Below are 17,959 nucleotides of genomic sequence, written 5' to 3' on the forward strand. Positions count from 1 at the left end.
TATACGATTATGTCACGAACCTCTAACATCGAACATCAGGTTATTAATATTATTAGCAAAACCAAAGAAATAAAGCCGTCTCGGTTACGAGCACACGCTAACCTAAGCCGGGAATTTGGTTTTGATACCGTTGATGTAGTGGACATAATCCTGGAATTAGAGAAAAGTTTTAAAATAACTATTCCGGACGAAGTGCCGCTGGATACCGTAGGCGATTTCATCCATTATGTATCCGAGCAAACTTTTTCTAAAGCCAGTTAATTAGCACAGTTACAACTGATTTTAAATTTTAATCTAATAAGCAAAAAGGCGAATCTTCAGATTCGCCTTTTTGCTTATTAGATTTTAGTTGAGTATTACGTTTAAACGGACTAATCCAGGTACGGTTGAAACTTAACCGTGTTTAACTTATTATTCCGGAAGATCAGGTATAAATAGTCGGTGCTGGTTCCGTTACTGATTTGTATAATATCCGGTAAAGATTTTTCTTGGGCTAAGGGCGAGAATATTTTTTTTACTTGTTCTTTGGTTAAACCGATTTGCAAAGGCTGGCTGAAAACCCGCATCGAATCTTGGATTAATGCGGATTGGTAAAAAAACTTGTTTGCTTCGGTACTTACCTGATACAATCTTACGTAAGAATGGGCTTGGCGAATGGTAATTAGTGTATCTATTTGCTGGGCGGTAAACTTATTAACCACTGGTTTTTTAATTACCTGCTCTGTTTTAAACAAACGCTGCACCGTATGAGTCGAAATAGAGTCAACGGAAAAAGGCTGCGTCGCGAATTCATCTTGAATAAAGAGGGTATCTTGGTACGAAGTAGGTTTATCCGGGGCCGGAATAGTAAATGCGGAAGGAGCAGGCTGAGGCTTATTAGTATTAATTTCCTTTTGATTTTTTTGCTCACAGGAGTATAAGCCTACAAGTAAGAACAGATAACTTTTACGCGTAAAACATTTCCTCATAAATAATAACGCTCCTGCGTTTTAATAGAATTAACCTAATAAAAACAATGTAAGTTAAAATACCTAACCCTCGGCTTTAGCAGGTATGGGTTTTGGCGTTTAAATAGCCGGTAAGATTTACAAAAATTTAAAAAAGCACACAAACAAGATAGCAGGAATGCCTGGAGATGTAAAAAAGATTAAATGATAAACCAGTACAGAAGTAATGTATTTTTAATTAAGATAAAGGCAACTACTTCTTCGGATTTCGTATTAGCTAAACAACTTATGAGATCAGGAATATTTTAGAATACAGGAGGCTTTAATAAATAGCTACGCGATAAGCTTTCATTTTCCGGTCTAAACCCCGGGCATCGCCACTAATTTTATCGAGCAAGGCCCAGAAACGCGGACCATGGTTTTTTTCGACGGTGTGCGCCAGTTCGTGCAAAATTACATAATCGCGTAACGCCTCTGGCAACCGCATTAAATGCAGATTCAGGTTTATGTTATTTAGGCCGGAACAACTGCCCCAACGGGTACTGGTATTCTTAATAACTACTTTGTTAAAAGTAAAGCCAAACTTTTGCGCAAAATAAGCTACCCGGCTTGGTAAGTAAGCTTTTGCTTCCAGGCGATAAGTTGCTTCGATGGCCTGACGGATATATTGCTGCACTTCCTCGTCGGTTTCTTCTTTGTAAGCGGGGTAAGTTACCAGCAGCGTACCTTTCTGCAGGTGGGCTTTGTAGGTTGTTTGACCGGTAATGGGTTGTAATTGCAGGGTATGATTAAACGTACGGAAGGGTTGGTGCTGCGAGTAAATAGTACGTTTATTCTCCTGCGCTTTTACATGGTGCAAGTGGTGCTTAATCCACGCCGTTTTACTGTGTAAAAACTCTTGGGCTTTTTCAAAACTAACGTGTTTGGGCACCGCCACGCGAACACCTTCTAATGGTTTAATTCGAATGCTGACGTGTTTTGCTTTGGTGCTGCGTTCCAGCAGCACGGTGCCAATGCTTTCAATATAAATCCGAACCGAAGTTATAGATGGAGATCCCGACCGCACAATTAAAATTATAGAAATTGCTGATAGTATAAAGATACACAACGCTCCGGAATTTGCAAGATGGAGTAAGGTTTACGCTGCTTACTTAAAACAAAAAACACTCCCGGTCAGGAGAGTGTTTTTTTAAATTTCAATAATGATTGCTTAGCGAACGTTGCCGCCAGATCGGCTATCGGCATCATTGGAGCTGGGTATACGGGTACTATCGGTAGTTGCTGCGCGTACGTTTGGTTCGCCGGAACCCGTTGAAGTTGCTTTAATGGCCGAATCGTCGGGAGTATTACTTTCAGTTGGCAAATCGTGAGCCGTAAAATCTTTAACCACCAGCTTTTCAGCGTCGTTCTTAAGAGTGCCATCTTCGTTCCGTTTCTGCGACGATGCGTTGGTCTCGTTCGTGTTGCTGGGGCCGGAGGTGTAGGTGTAGTTGTTTTCGGGAGAGCCGTATTTAGGAGTTGTGGCCGAATTATCTACCGGCTGGTTACTGCTGAGCATGGCTGTTTTAATGGTTTGCGCCTGGTTACCTCTTTCCCATTCTTCAAATTTATCCATCTCGGTTTTTATGCCGGTCATGAACCAGGCTAAGAGCGCTGCGTCATCCAATAACCCTATTACCGGAATAAAATCCGGTACAAAATCAATGGGCGATAAAAAGTAAAGAATTACGGCAATGCCACCAACCAAAGTACTGGTCGGGATGCCCGTATACTCACCAGCTACTGCGGCTTTAATCATGCGGGATAAAGTTTGTAAGCTTTCCCACACTTCGTGCGCTAAAGTGCCCACATCTTTCTTCTGGCTGGCTTTGGTATAGGCGTCGTTTAAAAGTTTTTTTACCCGCAAAGGTTTTTTCAGGTATTCTTCGGCATTTTTAAAAATATTTTTAAAAATCGAAGATTCAGATATTTTCTGGCCGGTGCTGTTCGTGTTTTCCATAGTTTTAAAAGGTTGATGTATCTAATGCTGCCTACAATTTTAAGATTAATTTTGGTTTAGCCATTAGGTAGTAAATAGCCACCATTTACGTAAAAAATTAGCCGCGTATTATATACTGCATTACGTAAAAATAGTTATGAAGTGCGGCTTTACTGGCAAAAGTAAACATAATCATTTAATTATTTTAAAAGGAATTACCTGGCAACTGTTGATAATGAAAGTATTATTTTATCGGAACGTGCCGGTGACCAAACGGTTTATCAATCAAACTGAATAATTGATTTTTTATTTCTGAAGCACCCGGTATAAAGAATACCTCTATTTTTTTCTATTTAGCTAAAACAAAAAGTCCGGGTAACAGGCGATGGAACACCTGTTACCCGGACTTTTATAAGCAAAAACAACTAAGTAAATGGACACAAGTAGTAAGACACAAGTATCAAGACAAAATGAAATATAATAAATTAAATATCAGCGATTTAACCTTGTATTTTCAATATTGGAATGTAGCTTTCAATTGATCCTTTTACTTATTATAAATTAACCCGGCCGGCTGCGTAATAATTGCGGGCGTAATAAGATTGGTTTAACGACGAAACCATAACACCGCCATTGCTGGCCGAATGAATAAACTTGTTATTATTTAAATAAATGCCTACGTGGTAAATAGGTTTACCAGGCCCACGCCGAAAAAAAACTAAATCACCGGCTTTAATCGCCGATTTCTTAATGTGCTCGACGCTTTGGAACATAGAGCGGGAGCTATGGACAAGGGTAATACCGTATACTTCTTTATAAACTTTAGAAACAAATCCGGAGCAATCGGTGCCTTGCCTGGAAGCTGCGCCACTCCGATAAGGGGTTCCCAGCCAATCGGCAACAGTAGCCAAAAGGTGTTTGTCTTCGGAATAGTTTAATCTTACACCTAGCGTTTGGGCGTAATAATTATAATAAAGCGTATCCTTAAAATTCAAGGAAGGAACATTAATACATGTTAATAAGGAGCTTGTTGGAAAGTCTAAAGAGAGAACAGAAGCTGTTTCAACAGAATTTAATTTGGTATTTTTATCAGTAGGGGTGTGCTCAAAAAAGAGCGATAAAGTCATGGAAAAGGCAGCGCAACTAGCTAAAATAATGTTTTTCATCTGTTTTGGTTAGAATGATACAATACGCTAAGCGTTTACTAGTAAATCTTATATTTTTTAAAAAATAGGTTAAAATAGTAACCTTAAACGGTGGTAAATAGTATAAAACTAATTGTTTTAATTTAGTTTGATAATTAAAAGTAGACATAAATTTTAAACTAACAAGCCTGGCAAAGAAAAATTTCTTTCTTTCGTGCAATAGATCTCTGAAATTTACAATCGCAATATTGTTATTTTTACAGAATTAGACAGAAGATATATATTGCATTTCTCCGTTGTGCCCATGAAACTGACTGATCTTAAAATTGTTGAAAATTCCCTTTTTGCCCGTTTAGCGCGGGGGGTATTAAAGTCTGATAATGTGGCGATGGTGCTCGGAAATGCCATTCACCTGAGTGGCGTAAAAAAGAAATTTTCCTGCGCAATCAATCGTGGGTAGCGCACGAATACTGCCACGTGCAACAATTTAAAAAATATGGTTTTTTCCGGTTTCTTTGGCTTTACCTAATCGAATCCATTAAAGTAGGTTATTTTCAGAATAAATTTGAAGTAGAAGCCCGCCAAGCCGAAAAGAGCCAAATGCCGGAATAAGTATTTTCTTCCTGGCAAAAACTTTTGGGTGGGTAACTGGTTTTGTTGAAATCCGGAGCCGGGCAATAAAAATAGCAAAAACCATTATTGCTGATCAGGTCTTATCTTTGGCTGTATACGTACCTTTTACCTATGAAAATTGATCTTAAAAACTTAGTTAAAGTACCCGAAAGTAAGTTATTTGTCCGTTTTCAGGATTGCGATGTTTTGGGCCATTTAAATAACGTACGCTACTTCGATTATTTTTTAAATACCCGCGAAGAACATACCCGGCATTACTACGCCTTAAATTTAATGGAGCTTTCCAAAAAGTACCGGGCAACTTGGGTGGTAACCAATCACCAGATTGCTTATTTACGACCGGCTGATTTAGGCGAAAACATTATTATTCAAACCCAGCTTATTCATTTCGATAAAAATAGTATTGTTATAGAAGCCTCTATGTACAACGAAGCCCGTACACATTTAAAATCTTTGCTTTGGTCTACCATGCGGTATGTAAGCGTAGAAACGGCCCGCTCAACGGAGCATTCGGAAGAAGTACTGGACATGCTGGCTGCCGTTCAGGTAACTGAAGTAGAACACCGACCGGAAGGTTTTCAAGATCGGTTAATCGAGATTAATCAGGCTTTTAAGCGTTCGTTGCCGACTCCATAATTTAAAGAACAAGGGCAAGTAAATAACCATCCGGTAAAGACCGCGTAAGGAAATAGCACTAATATTTAATGACGTACTTAATTATTAAAATTATGAGTAACAAACTGGAAGGAAAACGCATTGCTATACTGGCGGAAAATGGTTTTGAGCAATCGGAGTTAGAAAAGCCGAAGCAAGCCCTGGAAGAAGAAGGCGCTACAACCCACGTGATTTCTTCGAAATCCGGTAAAATAAAAGCTTGGGACGAAAAAGACTGGGGCGATAAAGTGGCCGTTGATAAAACCTTGGACGAAGTTTCTGCAGCTGATTACGATGCTCTTTTGCTACCCGGTGGCGTGATGAACCCCGATAAACTGCGTGCTAACGCAACTGCTGTAAGTTTTGTAAAAGCATTTTTAACCGCAGGTAAACCGGTTGCCGCTATTTGCCATGGCCCCTGGACATTAATAGAAACCGGTTTGTTAGCCGGTAAAACCATGACGAGCTATGCCTCTATTCAAACAGATTTAAAAAATGCGGGTGTGAATTGGGTAGATCAGGAAGTTGTGGTGGATTCTAATTTAATTACGAGTCGCAAACCCGATGATATTCCGGCGTTTAACAAACAAATAATTGAATCGTTTGCGCTAACGGCCACAACTGCTTAATTTTTAAATTTTTATTTTTCCAGAGAAGCAATTCTTAGCAAAATTGAAGGTGAAGCAATCGTGGCCTTGCGAATTAAGAGAAAATATGTAGTTTTATTCTTGAAAACGGGGTGTTAGCTCAGTTGGTTTAGAGCGCTACCTTGACAGGGTAGAGGTCACTGGTTCGAACCCAGTACGCCTCACTTAATTCGGTAAAAGCATCCTCTTGGGGATGCTTTTTTTTACTTTTATCTTCCTTGCTAACGCAAACTCCAAGTACTTCCAAAAGAAATTATTACGGGAATTAACCTGTATTGCCATCGGTACTAAAATAACCAACCCTTGAACAGCGCAATTTATTTAAACTAAAAAGCCGAAACAGAACTACTCCGGAGAGTACGGACTGCCTCGGCTTTTAAAGAACTTTATTTTGGTTTCTACTGGCTAAAAATTTAATTTTTAAAATTTTTGATGAATTGGCTGCAAATACAAGTCTTCTTTTTTAAAAGCAAAATGATCGGCGGTATTCACCTGACCGAAAATATCCAAGGTCAGGCATTTAAATTCGGCCTGTTCCTCCGCTTCTTGAAAGGCGGGATGTAGGGCTGTTTCGTACAAATAAACTTTATCTGTATTGCGGTGCCGAACTATACAAAACTTATTTAAATCTATATTGGCTAGGCTCATAAAAGTAGATTTATAGTTAATTTCTAAAGTAAACAGGTGTTATGTTTACTTTCGGGCGGTAAGCGTAATGGGTGAAGATTTGGCGTTTAATGCAATAGCTAATAGTACTAAATTACAATTTTAGGTGAATAGAGAATGCTGCCTTTACAGGCCTGAGGTGGCGGTTTAATATCAGAGATTTAAAAAAATGCCTGATTTACGTGGTGTAAAACGTTTTTGCAATTCGTAAAAATTTCCAACTGCTATTTTCCGGTATTTCGGTAATAGTATAATATTCACGAAGAGTAACTTATACGGCAACTACAAGATAAGGTCATTCATTAACGGAAGTATTTTATAAAAATTGGCTTTGTAGCGGTAGAAAGCTAATACGTAGAAGATAATTCTTGGATAGTGGAACAGCAGCGCACCTATTTATACCGGAGGGTGTGTCAGAATTTTAAGAAACAGAACGTTTACTTCGGGTGTAACTTATTGCTAAGAATACCCGTGATAGTGGAAAATATCTGGTATCCCGGTCTTTCTCCTGGAAAGTTTTCGCAGGTGAACTCTGTTAAAAAACACGAGTTAAAACAATAAACGCATCCAGCTTATTAGCCGCACATCAACTTTTATATCAGGTAGCAAATGGTGAACAATTTTTCTGTTCACCATTTGCTACCTGATATAACTTTTATTCCTTGGTATACCAGCTAATTTTATTTACATGCAAGTAATTCTAAGCAAGTTAAGAGGAGTGCTGGTCCTTGTTGTATTAACGGGATGAAGCTAATTTTTAAAAAATCAGCTTATTTGTAACTCATCGGGAGTTGTACCGCGAAAAGCATCTATTTTGTCGATTTTTTTTAGTTTTACCGGTTTGCCGGTTTTGGCCGATTCGTAAATGGCTTCCATAATAACATGGTCCTGCAAACCTTCTTCGCCGGGAGTATAAGGTTTCTTGTTTTCGGTTACACAACGCGCCATATGGTCTATTTCCAGAGCAAACTGGTTTTTATCGCCGGCACTCGGGTTTATTTTTACTTCCATACCGTCTTGCACTTGCGAGCCTTCCATGCGCAAACCGTGGTAGCTAAAGGCCGGATCTAAGCCAAAATAACCGCCTTTATCCGCGTGGCACCGGTACCTTTTCGATTCGTGCACGCCGTAGCTGGTTGTGCAGTTGGCCAGGGCGCCGCTCGGAAACTGCAACTGAAAAAATACGGTTTCTTCTACTTCTTTGAATCGCGGATCGTTCGGAGTATTAAATAAAGTGGCATTCACCTGCACCGGTTCTTCGCCGAGTAAATACCGAGCCGTGTTTAAGCAATAAAGGCCAATATCAGGTAACGATCCGCCACCAGCTAAAGCTTTTTTCAGTCGCCATTGGCCGGGCTCGCCTTGGTTTTGCGTATTAATAGCATCAATTATTTTTACAGTTCCCATTTTTTTGTTGCGGGTCCACTCTTTCGCTTTCTGATTATTGGGCTCGTACTGGATGCGATAGGCAATCATTAACTTTTTGCCGGCCTTTTCGCAGGCATTAATCATGCGCTGCGCCGACTCCGAATTAACCGACATGGGCTTTTCGCATAACACGTGCTTGCCCGCATTGGCCGAACGTACCGTAAATTCTTCGTGCATGGAGTTGGGCAACACAATGTAAACTACCTGCACGTCGGGGTTATTTTTAATGTTATCGAAATTCTGGTAATTGTAAATGCCTTTGTCCGGGATACCGTACTGCTTAGCTACTTTTTGGGCTTTCTCGGGGTTGCCGCTTACCAGGGCCGTTACTTTGGCGTATTTGCAGTTACCAAATGCCGGTAGCAACTCGCCTAAAGTAAGGTTTCCTAAACCCACCAGGGCAAATCCCACCCGTTTGTCGGGGGCTTCGGGGGCCGGGAAAGGTTCTTTCTTTTTCTCCGATGGGTCCGCAATTTCTTTAAGCTCGATAGGCTCGGTAATCGAGTTGGCATGTACGTCTTTATCGGTAGGGCTTGTGGGCGCTTTTTGCTGCGCATTGGTATCGCAGGCTGCTAAGCTGCCTAAAGTGGCGGCCGCCAGAATTCCTTTGCCGGTATTGGCTAAAAAAGTACGGCGGGTGTAGCCGTCTTCTCCTTCGGTAAGCGTGTTTAAAATGTTATCTAGGTCTTTCATTACTGCAACAGAAAATGCTATTAGTAAATAGTTTGCCTTTTTCTCTACTCCGAAGCTTTTGCTTAGGTTTAATTAAATGCGTGTAAAAAATTAAAATTTTAAAATTGGCGCTGGGTTTAAGCCCGGTTACTACCTGCGGATGGGAAAACAAAAATAGAATGTACCCAGTTGATCTGACAACCCGTTATCAAAAAAAAGCATTTTGTTAAGGCAGTTCTGCGCAATTTGGTTTATCTATACTCCTTCTGGCCGGGAACGCAACAAAATATGCAATAAATGGTTAACGGCTTACGCAACCAACTTTCGAGAATGGATGATTGAAGTAATCCGGAGGGGTAGGTGCCTGATAAAAATTTAAAAAAACCATGGGGCGGTTCCAAATTATTCTTTGCCTGTTTTTTAGTTTCATTGCGGAAGTGGCTTTTTGTCAGACCAACCGAATTGCCGATAAAAATCATTTAGGGTGGTTCGTGTACGAAGGCGACCATCCGATCAGTGAAAAATGGCAGATCCATACCGAGTACCAATGGCGGCGCATAGATTTTATTAAATCGTGGCAACAATCTTTGGCGCGGCTTGGAGTTGCTTACCAAATTTCACCCCAGATTAAGCTAGGCGGGGGCTATACTGCGTTTATTACTTTCCCTTACGGCGAATACCCAACGGCTGATACCGGGGAGCCTTTTCCGGAACGCCGCCTGCACCAGGATGTGCAGCTGAGCGATACCATCGGGAAAGTATTACTACAACACCGGTTTCGATTAGAGCAACGCTGGATTGGCCAATTACAGGAAAATACCGGTAAAGACGTACAAAGCTGGGAATACCAGAATCGCATCCGCTACCAAATAGCGCTCACGGTACCTTTGCAAGGCCGCACCCTCGACTCACAGGAGTGGTATTTAAATTTTTTCGATGAATTATTCATTGGTTTCGGCAAAAACGTGGGTCAGAATATTTTTAATCAAAATCGGATTTCGGGTGGTTTAGGTTATCAGTTTACCGATGATTTTCAATTGGAATTAAATTACTTGTACCAGATTACGCAACACGGTGCATCCGATCCTGTGTCGGGGAACGGCATATTTGAATACAACCAAGGTTTCCGGCTCGGGGTAGTTTATAATTTAAATTTTTTAAAAAATGAGTAACGCGGGAGCTCCTCCGGCTCTTTTATTCTCTTAATTTTTCGCCTTCGCTTTTATGGGGAGAAGTAGTTACATCTTTATTTAAACCTAAATCTTTCTGAATCTGGGGCGAAGAGTTTTGGGGTTCTAAGCCAAAACGTAAGCGCCACTCCCGAATGCCCGTTTTTAATTCTTTGTATAAGTTTTGCGGTCTTTCGTACCCATACGCCCGGTATTTATTAGGCGATACTTTGCCTTTTTCGGCCACAAATAACGTAAATTCTTGTACCCAGCTTTTAAAAGCCGTCATAAATGGAGCTTCCTGTACCATGTGTTCAGCTTGGTTATCGCTGTATTTCTGGCCTTTGCCGGTGGTACAATGGGTCCAGAGCGCATCTGGCACTTCCACGCCTCCGTAGCGACATTGCCACACCAAAGGGGCGTAAGCATCGCGTTCATTTTCAAAAGGTTCGGTTTCCGGATCAAAGTATTGTTTGTGGCGCAGCAGTTTCGGCCGGCCACTCGCGTCCATTTCATCCGAGCCTTCGTCGCCGTAACAGAAAAAACCGGCGGTGCGGCCTTCCAGGTGGTTCTGGCTCATTTGCTCCCACTGCTCGGTGTGTTCCAGGGCCATGGCTTTTTCGGGATCTTTGTGGGCAATAGTATTTTCGTCGGGATTGCCGCCGTTCATGCAAACCAATCGGTCGAACAATAATTTTAAATTACTGGTTGGTCCGTACCAGTTTATCGGTCCGATAATCGCCCAGGCATCGGCCATATCCAGACGGGCATACATATCCAGGTCCCACAATAAATCTGGTTCCGACGAGCTGTTTTTTTCGTAGCAGTTACAAGGCCAAACGCACAAGGCCATCGACGTAGATACACAGGCATTGCAGCTTTGAATCCGGGCCCGGCCGTATACATTGCCTAAGTCTTCGTAGTCAATTTCCCATTCGGCTGGTAACAGATCGGCCATTTGCAGCATTAAGGTTCGGGATTTGCTGTCTACTCCGGGGCAATTATACTGGCGGCGGTCGGAGCCCGAAATAATTAACACGCGGAAAGGTCTTTCGGATGTGGGCAGCTTAGCGTTTTCGTCGTTTGGTTTCATGGTACGGAATAAGGATACAGATACTTTGTTTTTTAAATTTTATTCTCCGGTACTAGCTTTTTGTACGTGCGCACTAATTTATTTTGCGAAAATCCCAGAAAATACATGGTATAAATTAAAAAAAAGATGCCTTGGGTTTTATAAATGCCATTGGTAATGTATTTACGTGCCGAGGTTAAAACCGGCTTTTTTAAAATTACAAACCGGCCGTTTTTCCGGAGTCGTTTTATAATTTCCTGATCTTCCAGTACGGTATATTTTTCGTTGTAGCCGCCCGCTTGCACAAAACTTTCTTTGGTAACAAATAAACTTTGGTCGCCGAACCGAAAAAAAATTGGTTTAAAACGCGTAAACCAGCAATTAGCCTTTAAAAACCAATGGCTAAAATCGAAACTTAGCAAAAAACAGCCGCTTTGATAACCAGCTTGCACCGCCGCGATAATGTCGGTGGTAAAGCCGGAAGGCGGTATGGTATCGGCGTGTAAAAAATACAGCACTTTGCCTTTTGCTACAGCCGCCGCTTGGTTCAGTTGTACGGCACGGCCTTTTTGAGTACTTCGTATTACCCGCGCGCCGGCATTTTGGGCTTGCTCCACCGTGGGGTCGGTGCTGCCGCCATCTACCACAATAACCTCGGTAATAGCGCGGGCCATTCCTTTTTGGTATAAAGCCTGAATGGTTTGGACGATGTGCTCGTTTTCGTTATATGTAGGGATAATTACACTAATCACCAGTAAATTTTAAAATAATTAACTTTTTACGCGTACGCTCAAGGTTAAATCAAGCTCTGGGAACGGGAACTGGCAAATAAACTTGGCTAAGGTTTGAGTATTAGTTACATACGGAGTAATATTGTTTAGAGATTATGGTTCCGGATAGTTTAGAAGTAAATATTTCTAACAATCCGCAACTACTTGTAACCCGCGTGAACTTTATTATTTTGCCTTTTTATTACATGTTGCTTTACCAACTGCTTTTAGCTAACTAGTAAATCTTAGCCAAATTTTATTAGAGTTGCGTAGTAATAATTCAGCGATAGAAGCGATGGTTAATAGCTATCTTTCATCATTTTGTGTTGCATTTGCTTCATTTCAAAAAAGTGCCACAAATTTTTAAATTTTGAAAATCCCGTAATTCCAAAATTAAACCCAATGTATTTCAGACTTACCAGGTAATATGCAAGGAGTTTCTATCAACCGAGTGGCGGTAGTGCAGGTAGTGGGCATTTTAACCATTATTATTTTATACTACGGCCGTATATTTCTCGTTCCGTTAGCCTTTGCTATTTTATTTGCCATGATGTTGTTGCCGGTCAGCCGTAAACTGGAGCAGTGGGGAACAAGCCGGATCACTTCAACCTTGCTGTGTATTGCCTTAATTTTATTATTTATTGCGGTCGTATTTTTTATTATTGGTTTGCAAGCGGCTAGTTTATCTGAAGATTTACCGCAGATTCAGCAAAAGTTGCAGCAGTTAGTCAATGCTGGGCAGCAATGGGTGCAACAGCAATTCGGCGTGGCCCCCCAAGAGCAGATTGCCTTTTTAAAATCGCAGATTTCTAAATTTTCGCAATCTTTTAACAAGTTTGCTACCGGTTTACTATCCGGCAGTATGGGTATGCTCAGTAGCTTTGCTCTTATCATGATTTATTTCTTTTTTCTGATGTGGAAACGGGAAAAGTACGAAGCCTTTTTTTTAAAATTTTCTGATGCCGGAAATCGACCGGAGGCAAAACAGGAACTGCACGAAATAACAAAAGTAGCCTCGCAATATTTAGTAGCCCGTTTACTATCTATGGTTTTTCTGGCTATATTTTATATGGTGGGTTTTTCCATTATCGGGTTAAAAAATGCCGTAATTATCAGCTTAGTGGCTGTTTTGCCGACCATTGTGCCCTATATCGGTTCTATTATGGGTGGTTTATTCCCGCTTATCATGGCTTTAGTGGCGGGTTCTTCCAGTATGGTGGTACCAGTAATGGTAATATTGGTGCTGGCGCAAATAATTGATAATAATATAATAGAACCCTTAGTAGAAGGTAACAGCCTTAATTTAAGCCCTTTTATAACTATTATCGCCATTGTGCTGGGAGAGCTCATCTGGGGCATTGCCGGCATGATCTTGTTTATTCCGCTTTTCGCTATAATCCGAATTATTTGCGGCCATATTCCGGCCTTGCACCCCTACAGTTTCCTGCTCGAAAATGACGTGAAAGAACCGAAGTGGATAGAGAAAGTTAAAGGCTGGTTTAAGTAGAACTAATTGGTAGTGTTTTTAAAAGTAAAAGCATTTCTGCTGCAGAATTTCTGTTTAGTTGTTCGCATTGTAGCTGGTTTAGGTTAGAATTAAAAAATTCTTTCGGAGAAATCTTTCTACTGGTTGCGGATGTCTGTAACAAGGTAAGTTAAAAGTATAGCTATAAATTGACAAAACAATTCACGCAGGAGTAAAATTAAGTTTTAAAAAACTTCCCTATTTTCATCTCATTTCTATTGTTTTCGTTTAAACAGGGCAAAGTGGTGAAATTATGAAAGAAAATGTAAGCGATTACTTGTTAAAGCGCATAGCTGCCTGGGGCGTGACCCGGATGTTTGGTTATCCTGGTGATGGAATTAACGGCATTATGGGCGCATTAGACCGAATGGAGAATCCGATTGAATTTATCCAAACCCGGCACGAAGAAATGGCTTCTTTAATGGCTTGTGCGCACGCCAAATTTACGAAACAAGTGGGTGTTTGTATTGCTACTTCTGGTCCGGGAGCGATTCATTTATTAAATGGTCTTTACGATGCCAAGCTCGATCATCAACCGGTAGTAGCCCTGGTGGGGCAAAAAGCACTAACGGCTTTAGGGGGCAATAGCCAGCAAGAAGTTGATTTAATGTCTTTGTTTAAAGATGTTGCTTCCGAGTATATCCAAATGGCCGTTGATCCGGCACAAATTCGGCACTTGATTGATCGGGCCTTCCGGATTGCCATTTCCCAGCGTACCGTAACCTGCATTATCATTCCGAACGATTTACAAACCAAAGAATACCAAGAACCACCGCATAAACAACAAACCATTCATTCTGGCATCGGCTATTCGGCACCGCGGGTACTGCCCCAAAAAGCCGATTTAGAAAAAGCCGCGGCTATATTGAACGCCAGCGAAAAAGTAGCCATTCTGGTGGGAGCCGGAGCCTTGCACGCCGCAGAAGAAGTAATAGAAATTGCTGAGTTACTCGGTGCCGGTGTAGCCAAAGCTTTTCTAGGGAAAACGGTTTTACCCGATAATTTGCCTTTTGTAACGGGGGCCATTGGTTTGTTTGGTACCAATGCCTCCCACGACATGATGCAAAACTGCGATACCCTGCTGATGATTGGGTCAAGTTTCCCGTATGCCGAATTTTTGCCGGAAGAAGGTAAAGCCCGTGGCATTCAGATTGAGTTAGATGGGCGTATGCAAAGTATTCGTTACCCGATGGAAGTAAATTTAACCGGTGATAGTGCCGAAACGTTAAAAGCTTTAATTCCGCTGGTTAAGCGTAAATCGGATCGCAGTTGGCAACTGCGGATTGAAAAAAATGTGCAAGCTTGGTGGCAATTAGTAAACGTTTGGGCTCAGCGGGAGGCTAATCCGGTAAATCCCCGGTTATTGTTTGAGGAACTTTCGCCGCTTTTACCAGATAATTGCATAATCACCTGCGATTCGGGTTCAACTTCGAGCTGGACAGCGCAGCATATTCGCATTCGCAAAGGCATGCAATTTTCAGTTTCCGGTACGCTGGCTACCATGGGTTGTTCCGTGCCTTATGCCATAGCCGCTAAATTTGCTCATCCTGCGCAAGCAGTTTTTGCTTTTTCAGGAGATGGAGCCATGCAAATGGGCGGTAATAACGAGTTGTTAACAGTTCAGAAGTACTGGAAAAAATGGCAGAATCCTAAATTTATCTTGCTGGTACTCAATAACCGGGATCTTAACTTTGTAACTTGGGAACAAAGGTTAATGCAAGGCGATCCTAAGTTTATCGAGTCGCAGGTGTTGCCAGAATTTAATTACGCCCAATATGCGGAATCTTTAGGGTTTGTTGGTATTAGGGTAGAACATCCCGATCAGGTAGCTGCTGCCTGGGAGACTGCTTTGCAAGCTGACCGTCCTGTCGTTATCGATGCTCTTACTGATCCGGAAGTATTAACTTTCACCCCGGACGTGGCTAAAGAGTTTGCTCAAAAATTAGCCCAAGCTATTGAGAAAGGTGATGAGGCGGCGTTACAACACCTGGAAGATCCCTTACGTCAAGCTGTCAATCAAGCTCTACAGCAGAACTAGTTCCATGCAGGTTATTTTTATTTTTCGACTAAAAACAATAAAGGCCGGTTAACCGGCCTTTATTTTAAAAATAATCAAAAAAATAGTTTTAAGTAAATGGACACAAGTAGTAAGACACAGGTATCAAGACAAAATAAAATATAATAAATTAAATATCAGTGATTTTACCTTGTATTTTCAATATTGGAATGTATATTTTAATTTGTCCTTTTACTTAGTTTACTAGCTTGCTTTATTTAAAAGTAAAGAATACTCAAATGGATAAGCAATGGCCTGCTCTGAATTTGTTTTATGCGAGGCAATAATGCGGTTTACATAATGCACCGATTGCATCAAATTACTTTTTATTAAAGAATTGGGAATCCGAATGGTATAATGGCCATTTACTAAAGAATAATGGGTGCGGCGCAAATCATGCATTGGGTTTTTATCCGTAACCGGTACCTGGGTTCCTTCTATTTCTATGGTTATTTTAGATTCAGGAATAGAAATTACCATCTGTTCCTGATTGGTAAATCGCTCTAATCTGGCTTTAATACCCAGCTTAATTAATTCGTATTGTAAAGCTTTAGCCTGCGGTAAAACGCGGGGTGCAGAAGAACTTGCTAAATTATTTTTGGCCCAAGTGCTAAAGTTTAAATAGTAATAGATAACGAAGGCGCTGGTAAAGCAAATAATCAAGGATCCCATATAATTAAGTATTAGTATTTTCAAATATATAAAAATAGGTGTATTAAATCAACAAAAATGAGTAAAATTTAAAAAATCAGATTAGCATTTACTTAAAAGAGAAAGGGTACAGAATAGCTGTTATTTATAAAAAAAATTTTGGTTCCACTTTACTAATTCGACTGCGGGAGACTTAAATCGAAAGTAATCTACTATCGACTGACCTTAATCTTTCTACTGAATACCAGCAATCTAACTGATTAAAGATTAGCGTACATATACTCCCGAGCAGGAGTGCTTTGCTTCATTTCTTTTTGTTGTTTTTCTCTCGGCATAATTTCTTTAGCCTGTTGCAAATACTTACGAGCAATAAGGGTACGCTCAGAGCTAGCAATTACGCCTTGTCCTTCGTATAAATAACAAGAAATTAAATCTTCAGGTCTTTTCTTTTTAAAAAGCAAGCTATAAATGGTATGCACTAAGTAAAGTTTTCTGGTTGATAGATCCGCAACCAAAAAATATTCTTCCGGATCGTAAAATTGTTTCATGTAAATAGTAGCGTATAAGTTTTACAATAAGTGTGGCTTAATTAAGTTAGAAAGAAATACATTTAAAATTTACTATATACTAGCACTTTATTAAGTATTGTTTCTGATTAACTTTAATACAAAGAAATTGTATTAATCAGTAACAAAGTGCTTTAAAGGGTATTAAATCAGCTATTATCTTATAAGTTATATTAGAATCTGATAAAAGTAATAAAACCAAGGATAATTGCATTAAACTAAGCAGTTAGTGGCAATTAAGCTTACCTGAAACAAGCAGTTTTACTTATCTAACAATAGGCTTTAAACAATATTTAAGTTTAACTGATAGTTAATCAAATAGCTTTTTAAATAGATATCTGCTATAAACAATTTATGAGCCAGAAGTACCAAAAGATCTTAATTTGAAATTTTTTTTATGTTCCTACTTAATTTATTTTTCACTACATGCTAAAGATTGCCTGGACTACCCAATTTGCTCATGTTTTACCACCTGGGCACCGCTTTCCAATGCTTAAATATGAACTTTTGCCGCAGCAATTACTACACGAAGGAACCATTGAACACAACAATTTATTTGAACCCCAACCTTTACCCGAAAGCATTATTGTAGCTACCCACGATCCGGTTTATTGGCAACGTTTAAAAGGGTTGGAATTAAGCCCTTCAGAAATTAGAAAAACCGGTTTTCCGTTGAGCCAAGAATTAGTAGAACGCGAAGTAGTTATTATGAATGGTACGGTACAGGCTGCTTTGTTTGCCCAGGAATTTGGAATTGCTATGAATGTAGCGGGGGTACACATCATGCATTTACCAACCGCGGAGAAGGTTTTTGTCTTTTGAATGATATGGCCATTGCGGCCAATTATTTGTTAGAGCAAGAGCGAGCTAAAAAAATCTTAATCGTGGATTTAGATGTACACCAAGGCAATGGAACCGCTCAGATCTTTGCAACTGAACCACGGGTGTTTACTTTTAGCATGCACGGCGATCATAATTATCCTTTGCATAAAGAAAAATCGGATGTAGATATTCCCTTGCCCGATGGTATAGAAGATGCCGCTTATTTAAAAATTTTATTCGAACAATTACCTCGCTTAATAGACCAGGTACGGCCAGACTTTATTTTCTACCAAGCCGGTGTGGATATTTTAAATACGGATAAGCTAGGAAGATTGAAAGTAACGCTGCAAGGCTGTAAAACCCGGGATAAATTTGTATTGGAAACGTGTAAACAAAACCAAATCCCGGTGGCGGTAAGTATGGGCGGAGGCTACTCCGAAAAAATTGCCACCATCGTGGAAGCTCACGCAAACACCTTTCGACTGGCGCAGTACTTATTTTTTAAATTTTTATATCACAGCGGCCCTCGGGTTTTGCCTAAGCTGTTGTTGGGTTAGA

At 40.4% G+C, this 17,959-nt stretch carries 19 protein-coding genes, 1 tRNA gene and 1 pseudogene; 11 read left to right on the forward strand and 10 right to left on the reverse strand.

Translation table 11 applies throughout. The annotated features are described in order from the left end of the window. Positions 1 to 9: 9 nt before the first annotated feature. Positions 10 to 261 (forward strand): acyl carrier protein, encoded by a 252-nt coding sequence (locus tag AHMF7616_RS01395; RefSeq protein ID WP_115371264.1) that lies wholly within the window; start codon positions 10 to 12, stop codon positions 259 to 261. A 110-nt stretch (positions 262 to 371) separates the two neighbouring features. On the opposite strand, the gene AHMF7616_RS01400 is transcribed toward AHMF7616_RS01395, so the two are convergent. The 4 genes from AHMF7616_RS01400 to AHMF7616_RS01415 all read right to left on the reverse strand — a co-directional run bounded on the left by AHMF7616_RS01400 (position 372) and on the right by AHMF7616_RS01415 (position 4,091). Further along, the gene (locus AHMF7616_RS01400; protein ID WP_115371265.1) at positions 372 to 968 is read right to left on the reverse strand and encodes a hypothetical protein; all 597 of its coding nucleotides are present in this window, start codon (positions 966 to 968) and stop codon (positions 372 to 374) included. Positions 969 to 1,269: 301 nt separating this feature from the next. Further along, positions 1,270 to 2,013: a M48 family metallopeptidase gene (locus tag AHMF7616_RS01405; RefSeq protein ID WP_115371266.1), complete on the reverse strand. Its 744-nt coding sequence runs from the start codon at positions 2,011 to 2,013 to the stop codon at positions 1,270 to 1,272. A 144-nt stretch (positions 2,014 to 2,157) separates the two neighbouring features. Further along, on the reverse strand, positions 2,158 to 2,946 hold the full coding sequence (locus tag AHMF7616_RS01410; protein WP_115371267.1) for a YkvA family protein: 789 nt from the start codon (positions 2,944 to 2,946) through the stop codon (positions 2,158 to 2,160). A gap of 533 nt (positions 2,947 to 3,479) precedes the next feature. Then, entirely contained in the window at positions 3,480 to 4,091 is a 612-nt protein-coding gene (locus tag AHMF7616_RS01415) for a C40 family peptidase (protein ID WP_115371268.1), read from the reverse strand. A gap of 283 nt (positions 4,092 to 4,374) precedes the next feature. Here AHMF7616_RS01415 and AHMF7616_RS26610 point away from each other — a divergent pair, with 283 nt between their 5' ends. From AHMF7616_RS26610 to AHMF7616_RS01435, 5 genes are all read left to right on the forward strand, one after another. Further along, a complete protein-coding gene (locus AHMF7616_RS26610; RefSeq protein WP_199474048.1) occupies positions 4,375 to 4,530 on the forward strand; it encodes a hypothetical protein in 156 nt (51 codons plus the stop codon). Positions 4,531 to 4,547: 17 nt separating this feature from the next. Beyond that, positions 4,548 to 4,682, forward strand: a complete 135-nt coding sequence (locus AHMF7616_RS27415; RefSeq protein ID WP_262511711.1) for a hypothetical protein — start codon at positions 4,548 to 4,550, stop codon at positions 4,680 to 4,682. A 132-nt stretch (positions 4,683 to 4,814) separates the two neighbouring features. Then, complete coding sequence (locus AHMF7616_RS01425) at positions 4,815 to 5,339, forward strand: acyl-CoA thioesterase (protein WP_115371269.1); 525 nt, start codon at positions 4,815 to 4,817, stop codon at positions 5,337 to 5,339. A 92-nt stretch (positions 5,340 to 5,431) separates the two neighbouring features. Next, a complete protein-coding gene (locus tag AHMF7616_RS01430; protein WP_115371270.1) occupies positions 5,432 to 5,986 on the forward strand; it encodes a type 1 glutamine amidotransferase domain-containing protein in 555 nt (184 codons plus the stop codon). 107 nt (positions 5,987 to 6,093) lie between these two features. Beyond that, positions 6,094 to 6,168, forward strand: a tRNA-Val gene (locus AHMF7616_RS01435). Positions 6,169 to 6,424: 256 nt separating this feature from the next. Here AHMF7616_RS01435 and AHMF7616_RS01440 read toward each other — a convergent pair. Then, the gene (locus AHMF7616_RS01440) at positions 6,425 to 6,652 is read right to left on the reverse strand and encodes a hypothetical protein (protein ID WP_115371271.1); all 228 of its coding nucleotides are present in this window, start codon (positions 6,650 to 6,652) and stop codon (positions 6,425 to 6,427) included. A 783-nt stretch (positions 6,653 to 7,435) separates the two neighbouring features. Further along, positions 7,436 to 8,791, reverse strand: a complete 1,356-nt coding sequence (locus tag AHMF7616_RS01445) for a Gfo/Idh/MocA family protein (protein ID WP_115371272.1) — start codon at positions 8,789 to 8,791, stop codon at positions 7,436 to 7,438. 365 nt (positions 8,792 to 9,156) lie between these two features. Here AHMF7616_RS01445 and AHMF7616_RS01450 point away from each other — a divergent pair, with 365 nt between their 5' ends. Next, positions 9,157 to 9,942, forward strand: a complete 786-nt coding sequence (locus AHMF7616_RS01450; protein WP_115371273.1) for a DUF2490 domain-containing protein — start codon at positions 9,157 to 9,159, stop codon at positions 9,940 to 9,942. A 22-nt stretch (positions 9,943 to 9,964) separates the two neighbouring features. Here AHMF7616_RS01450 and AHMF7616_RS01455 read toward each other — a convergent pair whose 3' ends face one another. Both AHMF7616_RS01455 and AHMF7616_RS01460 read right to left on the reverse strand, forming a co-directional pair. Next, the gene (locus AHMF7616_RS01455; RefSeq protein WP_115371274.1) at positions 9,965 to 11,032 is read right to left on the reverse strand and encodes an NAD(P)H-dependent oxidoreductase; all 1,068 of its coding nucleotides are present in this window, start codon (positions 11,030 to 11,032) and stop codon (positions 9,965 to 9,967) included. Between the two features lie 32 nt (positions 11,033 to 11,064). Beyond that, positions 11,065 to 11,763 (reverse strand): TIGR04283 family arsenosugar biosynthesis glycosyltransferase, encoded by a 699-nt coding sequence (locus AHMF7616_RS01460; protein ID WP_115371275.1) that lies wholly within the window; start codon positions 11,761 to 11,763, stop codon positions 11,065 to 11,067. Between the two features lie 134 nt (positions 11,764 to 11,897). On the opposite strand from AHMF7616_RS01460, the gene AHMF7616_RS27420 reads away from it, so the two are divergent. The 3 genes from AHMF7616_RS27420 (at position 11,898) to AHMF7616_RS01470 (ending at position 15,344) form a co-directional block, all read left to right on the forward strand. After that, positions 11,898 to 12,020 carry a hypothetical protein gene (locus AHMF7616_RS27420; protein WP_262511712.1) on the forward strand — a complete coding sequence of 41 codons (123 nt, stop codon included), beginning with the start codon at positions 11,898 to 11,900 and terminating at the stop codon, positions 12,018 to 12,020. Positions 12,021 to 12,208: 188 nt separating this feature from the next. After that, complete coding sequence (locus AHMF7616_RS01465) at positions 12,209 to 13,288, forward strand: AI-2E family transporter (protein WP_115371276.1); 1,080 nt, start codon at positions 12,209 to 12,211, stop codon at positions 13,286 to 13,288. Between the two features lie 271 nt (positions 13,289 to 13,559). Continuing rightward, entirely contained in the window at positions 13,560 to 15,344 is a 1,785-nt protein-coding gene (locus tag AHMF7616_RS01470; RefSeq protein ID WP_115371277.1) for a thiamine pyrophosphate-requiring protein, read from the forward strand. A gap of 222 nt (positions 15,345 to 15,566) precedes the next feature. Here AHMF7616_RS01470 and AHMF7616_RS01475 read toward each other — a convergent pair whose 3' ends face one another. Both AHMF7616_RS01475 and AHMF7616_RS01480 read right to left on the reverse strand, forming a co-directional pair. Beyond that, a complete protein-coding gene (locus tag AHMF7616_RS01475; RefSeq protein ID WP_115371278.1) occupies positions 15,567 to 16,034 on the reverse strand; it encodes a hypothetical protein in 468 nt (155 codons plus the stop codon). Positions 16,035 to 16,273: 239 nt separating this feature from the next. After that, positions 16,274 to 16,561, reverse strand: a complete 288-nt coding sequence (locus AHMF7616_RS01480) for a hypothetical protein (protein ID WP_115371279.1) — start codon at positions 16,559 to 16,561, stop codon at positions 16,274 to 16,276. Positions 16,562 to 17,005: 444 nt separating this feature from the next. Here AHMF7616_RS01480 and AHMF7616_RS01485 point away from each other — a divergent pair. Next, positions 17,006 to 17,958, forward strand: a pseudogene (locus AHMF7616_RS01485) (histone deacetylase family protein). Position 17,959: the final 1 nt, after the last annotated feature.

The organism is Adhaeribacter pallidiroseus (genome assembly GCF_003340495.1).
In the GTDB taxonomy this organism is placed as follows: domain Bacteria; phylum Bacteroidota; class Bacteroidia; order Cytophagales; family Hymenobacteraceae; genus Adhaeribacter; species Adhaeribacter pallidiroseus.

What these genes read in the sequence shown, in the direction of transcription:
- AHMF7616_RS01455 (WP_115371274.1), bottom strand. Translation starts at nt 11,032, where the DNA reads ATGAAACCAAACGACGAAAACGCTAAGCTGCCCACATCCGAAAGACCT.
- AHMF7616_RS01430 (WP_115371270.1), top strand. Translation starts at nt 5,432, where the DNA reads ATGAGTAACAAACTGGAAGGAAAACGCATTGCTATACTGGCGGAAAAT.
- AHMF7616_RS01400 (WP_115371265.1), bottom strand. Translation starts at nt 968, where the DNA reads ATGAGGAAATGTTTTACGCGTAAAAGTTATCTGTTCTTACTTGTAGGC.
- AHMF7616_RS01425 (WP_115371269.1), top strand. Translation starts at nt 4,815, where the DNA reads ATGAAAATTGATCTTAAAAACTTAGTTAAAGTACCCGAAAGTAAGTTA.
- AHMF7616_RS01470 (WP_115371277.1), top strand. Translation starts at nt 13,560, where the DNA reads ATGAAAGAAAATGTAAGCGATTACTTGTTAAAGCGCATAGCTGCCTGG.
- AHMF7616_RS01415 (WP_115371268.1), bottom strand. Translation starts at nt 4,091, where the DNA reads ATGAAAAACATTATTTTAGCTAGTTGCGCTGCCTTTTCCATGACTTTA.
- AHMF7616_RS01445 (WP_115371272.1), bottom strand. Translation starts at nt 8,791, where the DNA reads ATGAAAGACCTAGATAACATTTTAAACACGCTTACCGAAGGAGAAGAC.
- AHMF7616_RS26610 (WP_199474048.1), top strand. Translation starts at nt 4,375, where the DNA reads ATGAAACTGACTGATCTTAAAATTGTTGAAAATTCCCTTTTTGCCCGT.
- AHMF7616_RS27420 (WP_262511712.1), top strand. Translation starts at nt 11,898, where the DNA reads ATGGTTCCGGATAGTTTAGAAGTAAATATTTCTAACAATCCGCAACTA.
- AHMF7616_RS01450 (WP_115371273.1), top strand. Translation starts at nt 9,157, where the DNA reads ATGGGGCGGTTCCAAATTATTCTTTGCCTGTTTTTTAGTTTCATTGCG.
- AHMF7616_RS01410 (WP_115371267.1), bottom strand. Translation starts at nt 2,946, where the DNA reads ATGGAAAACACGAACAGCACCGGCCAGAAAATATCTGAATCTTCGATT.
- AHMF7616_RS01480 (WP_115371279.1), bottom strand. Translation starts at nt 16,561, where the DNA reads ATGAAACAATTTTACGATCCGGAAGAATATTTTTTGGTTGCGGATCTA.
- AHMF7616_RS01440 (WP_115371271.1), bottom strand. Translation starts at nt 6,652, where the DNA reads ATGAGCCTAGCCAATATAGATTTAAATAAGTTTTGTATAGTTCGGCAC.
- AHMF7616_RS01395 (WP_115371264.1), top strand. Translation starts at nt 10, where the DNA reads ATGTCACGAACCTCTAACATCGAACATCAGGTTATTAATATTATTAGC.
- AHMF7616_RS01475 (WP_115371278.1), bottom strand. Translation starts at nt 16,034, where the DNA reads ATGGGATCCTTGATTATTTGCTTTACCAGCGCCTTCGTTATCTATTAC.
- AHMF7616_RS01465 (WP_115371276.1), top strand. Translation starts at nt 12,209, where the DNA reads ATGCAAGGAGTTTCTATCAACCGAGTGGCGGTAGTGCAGGTAGTGGGC.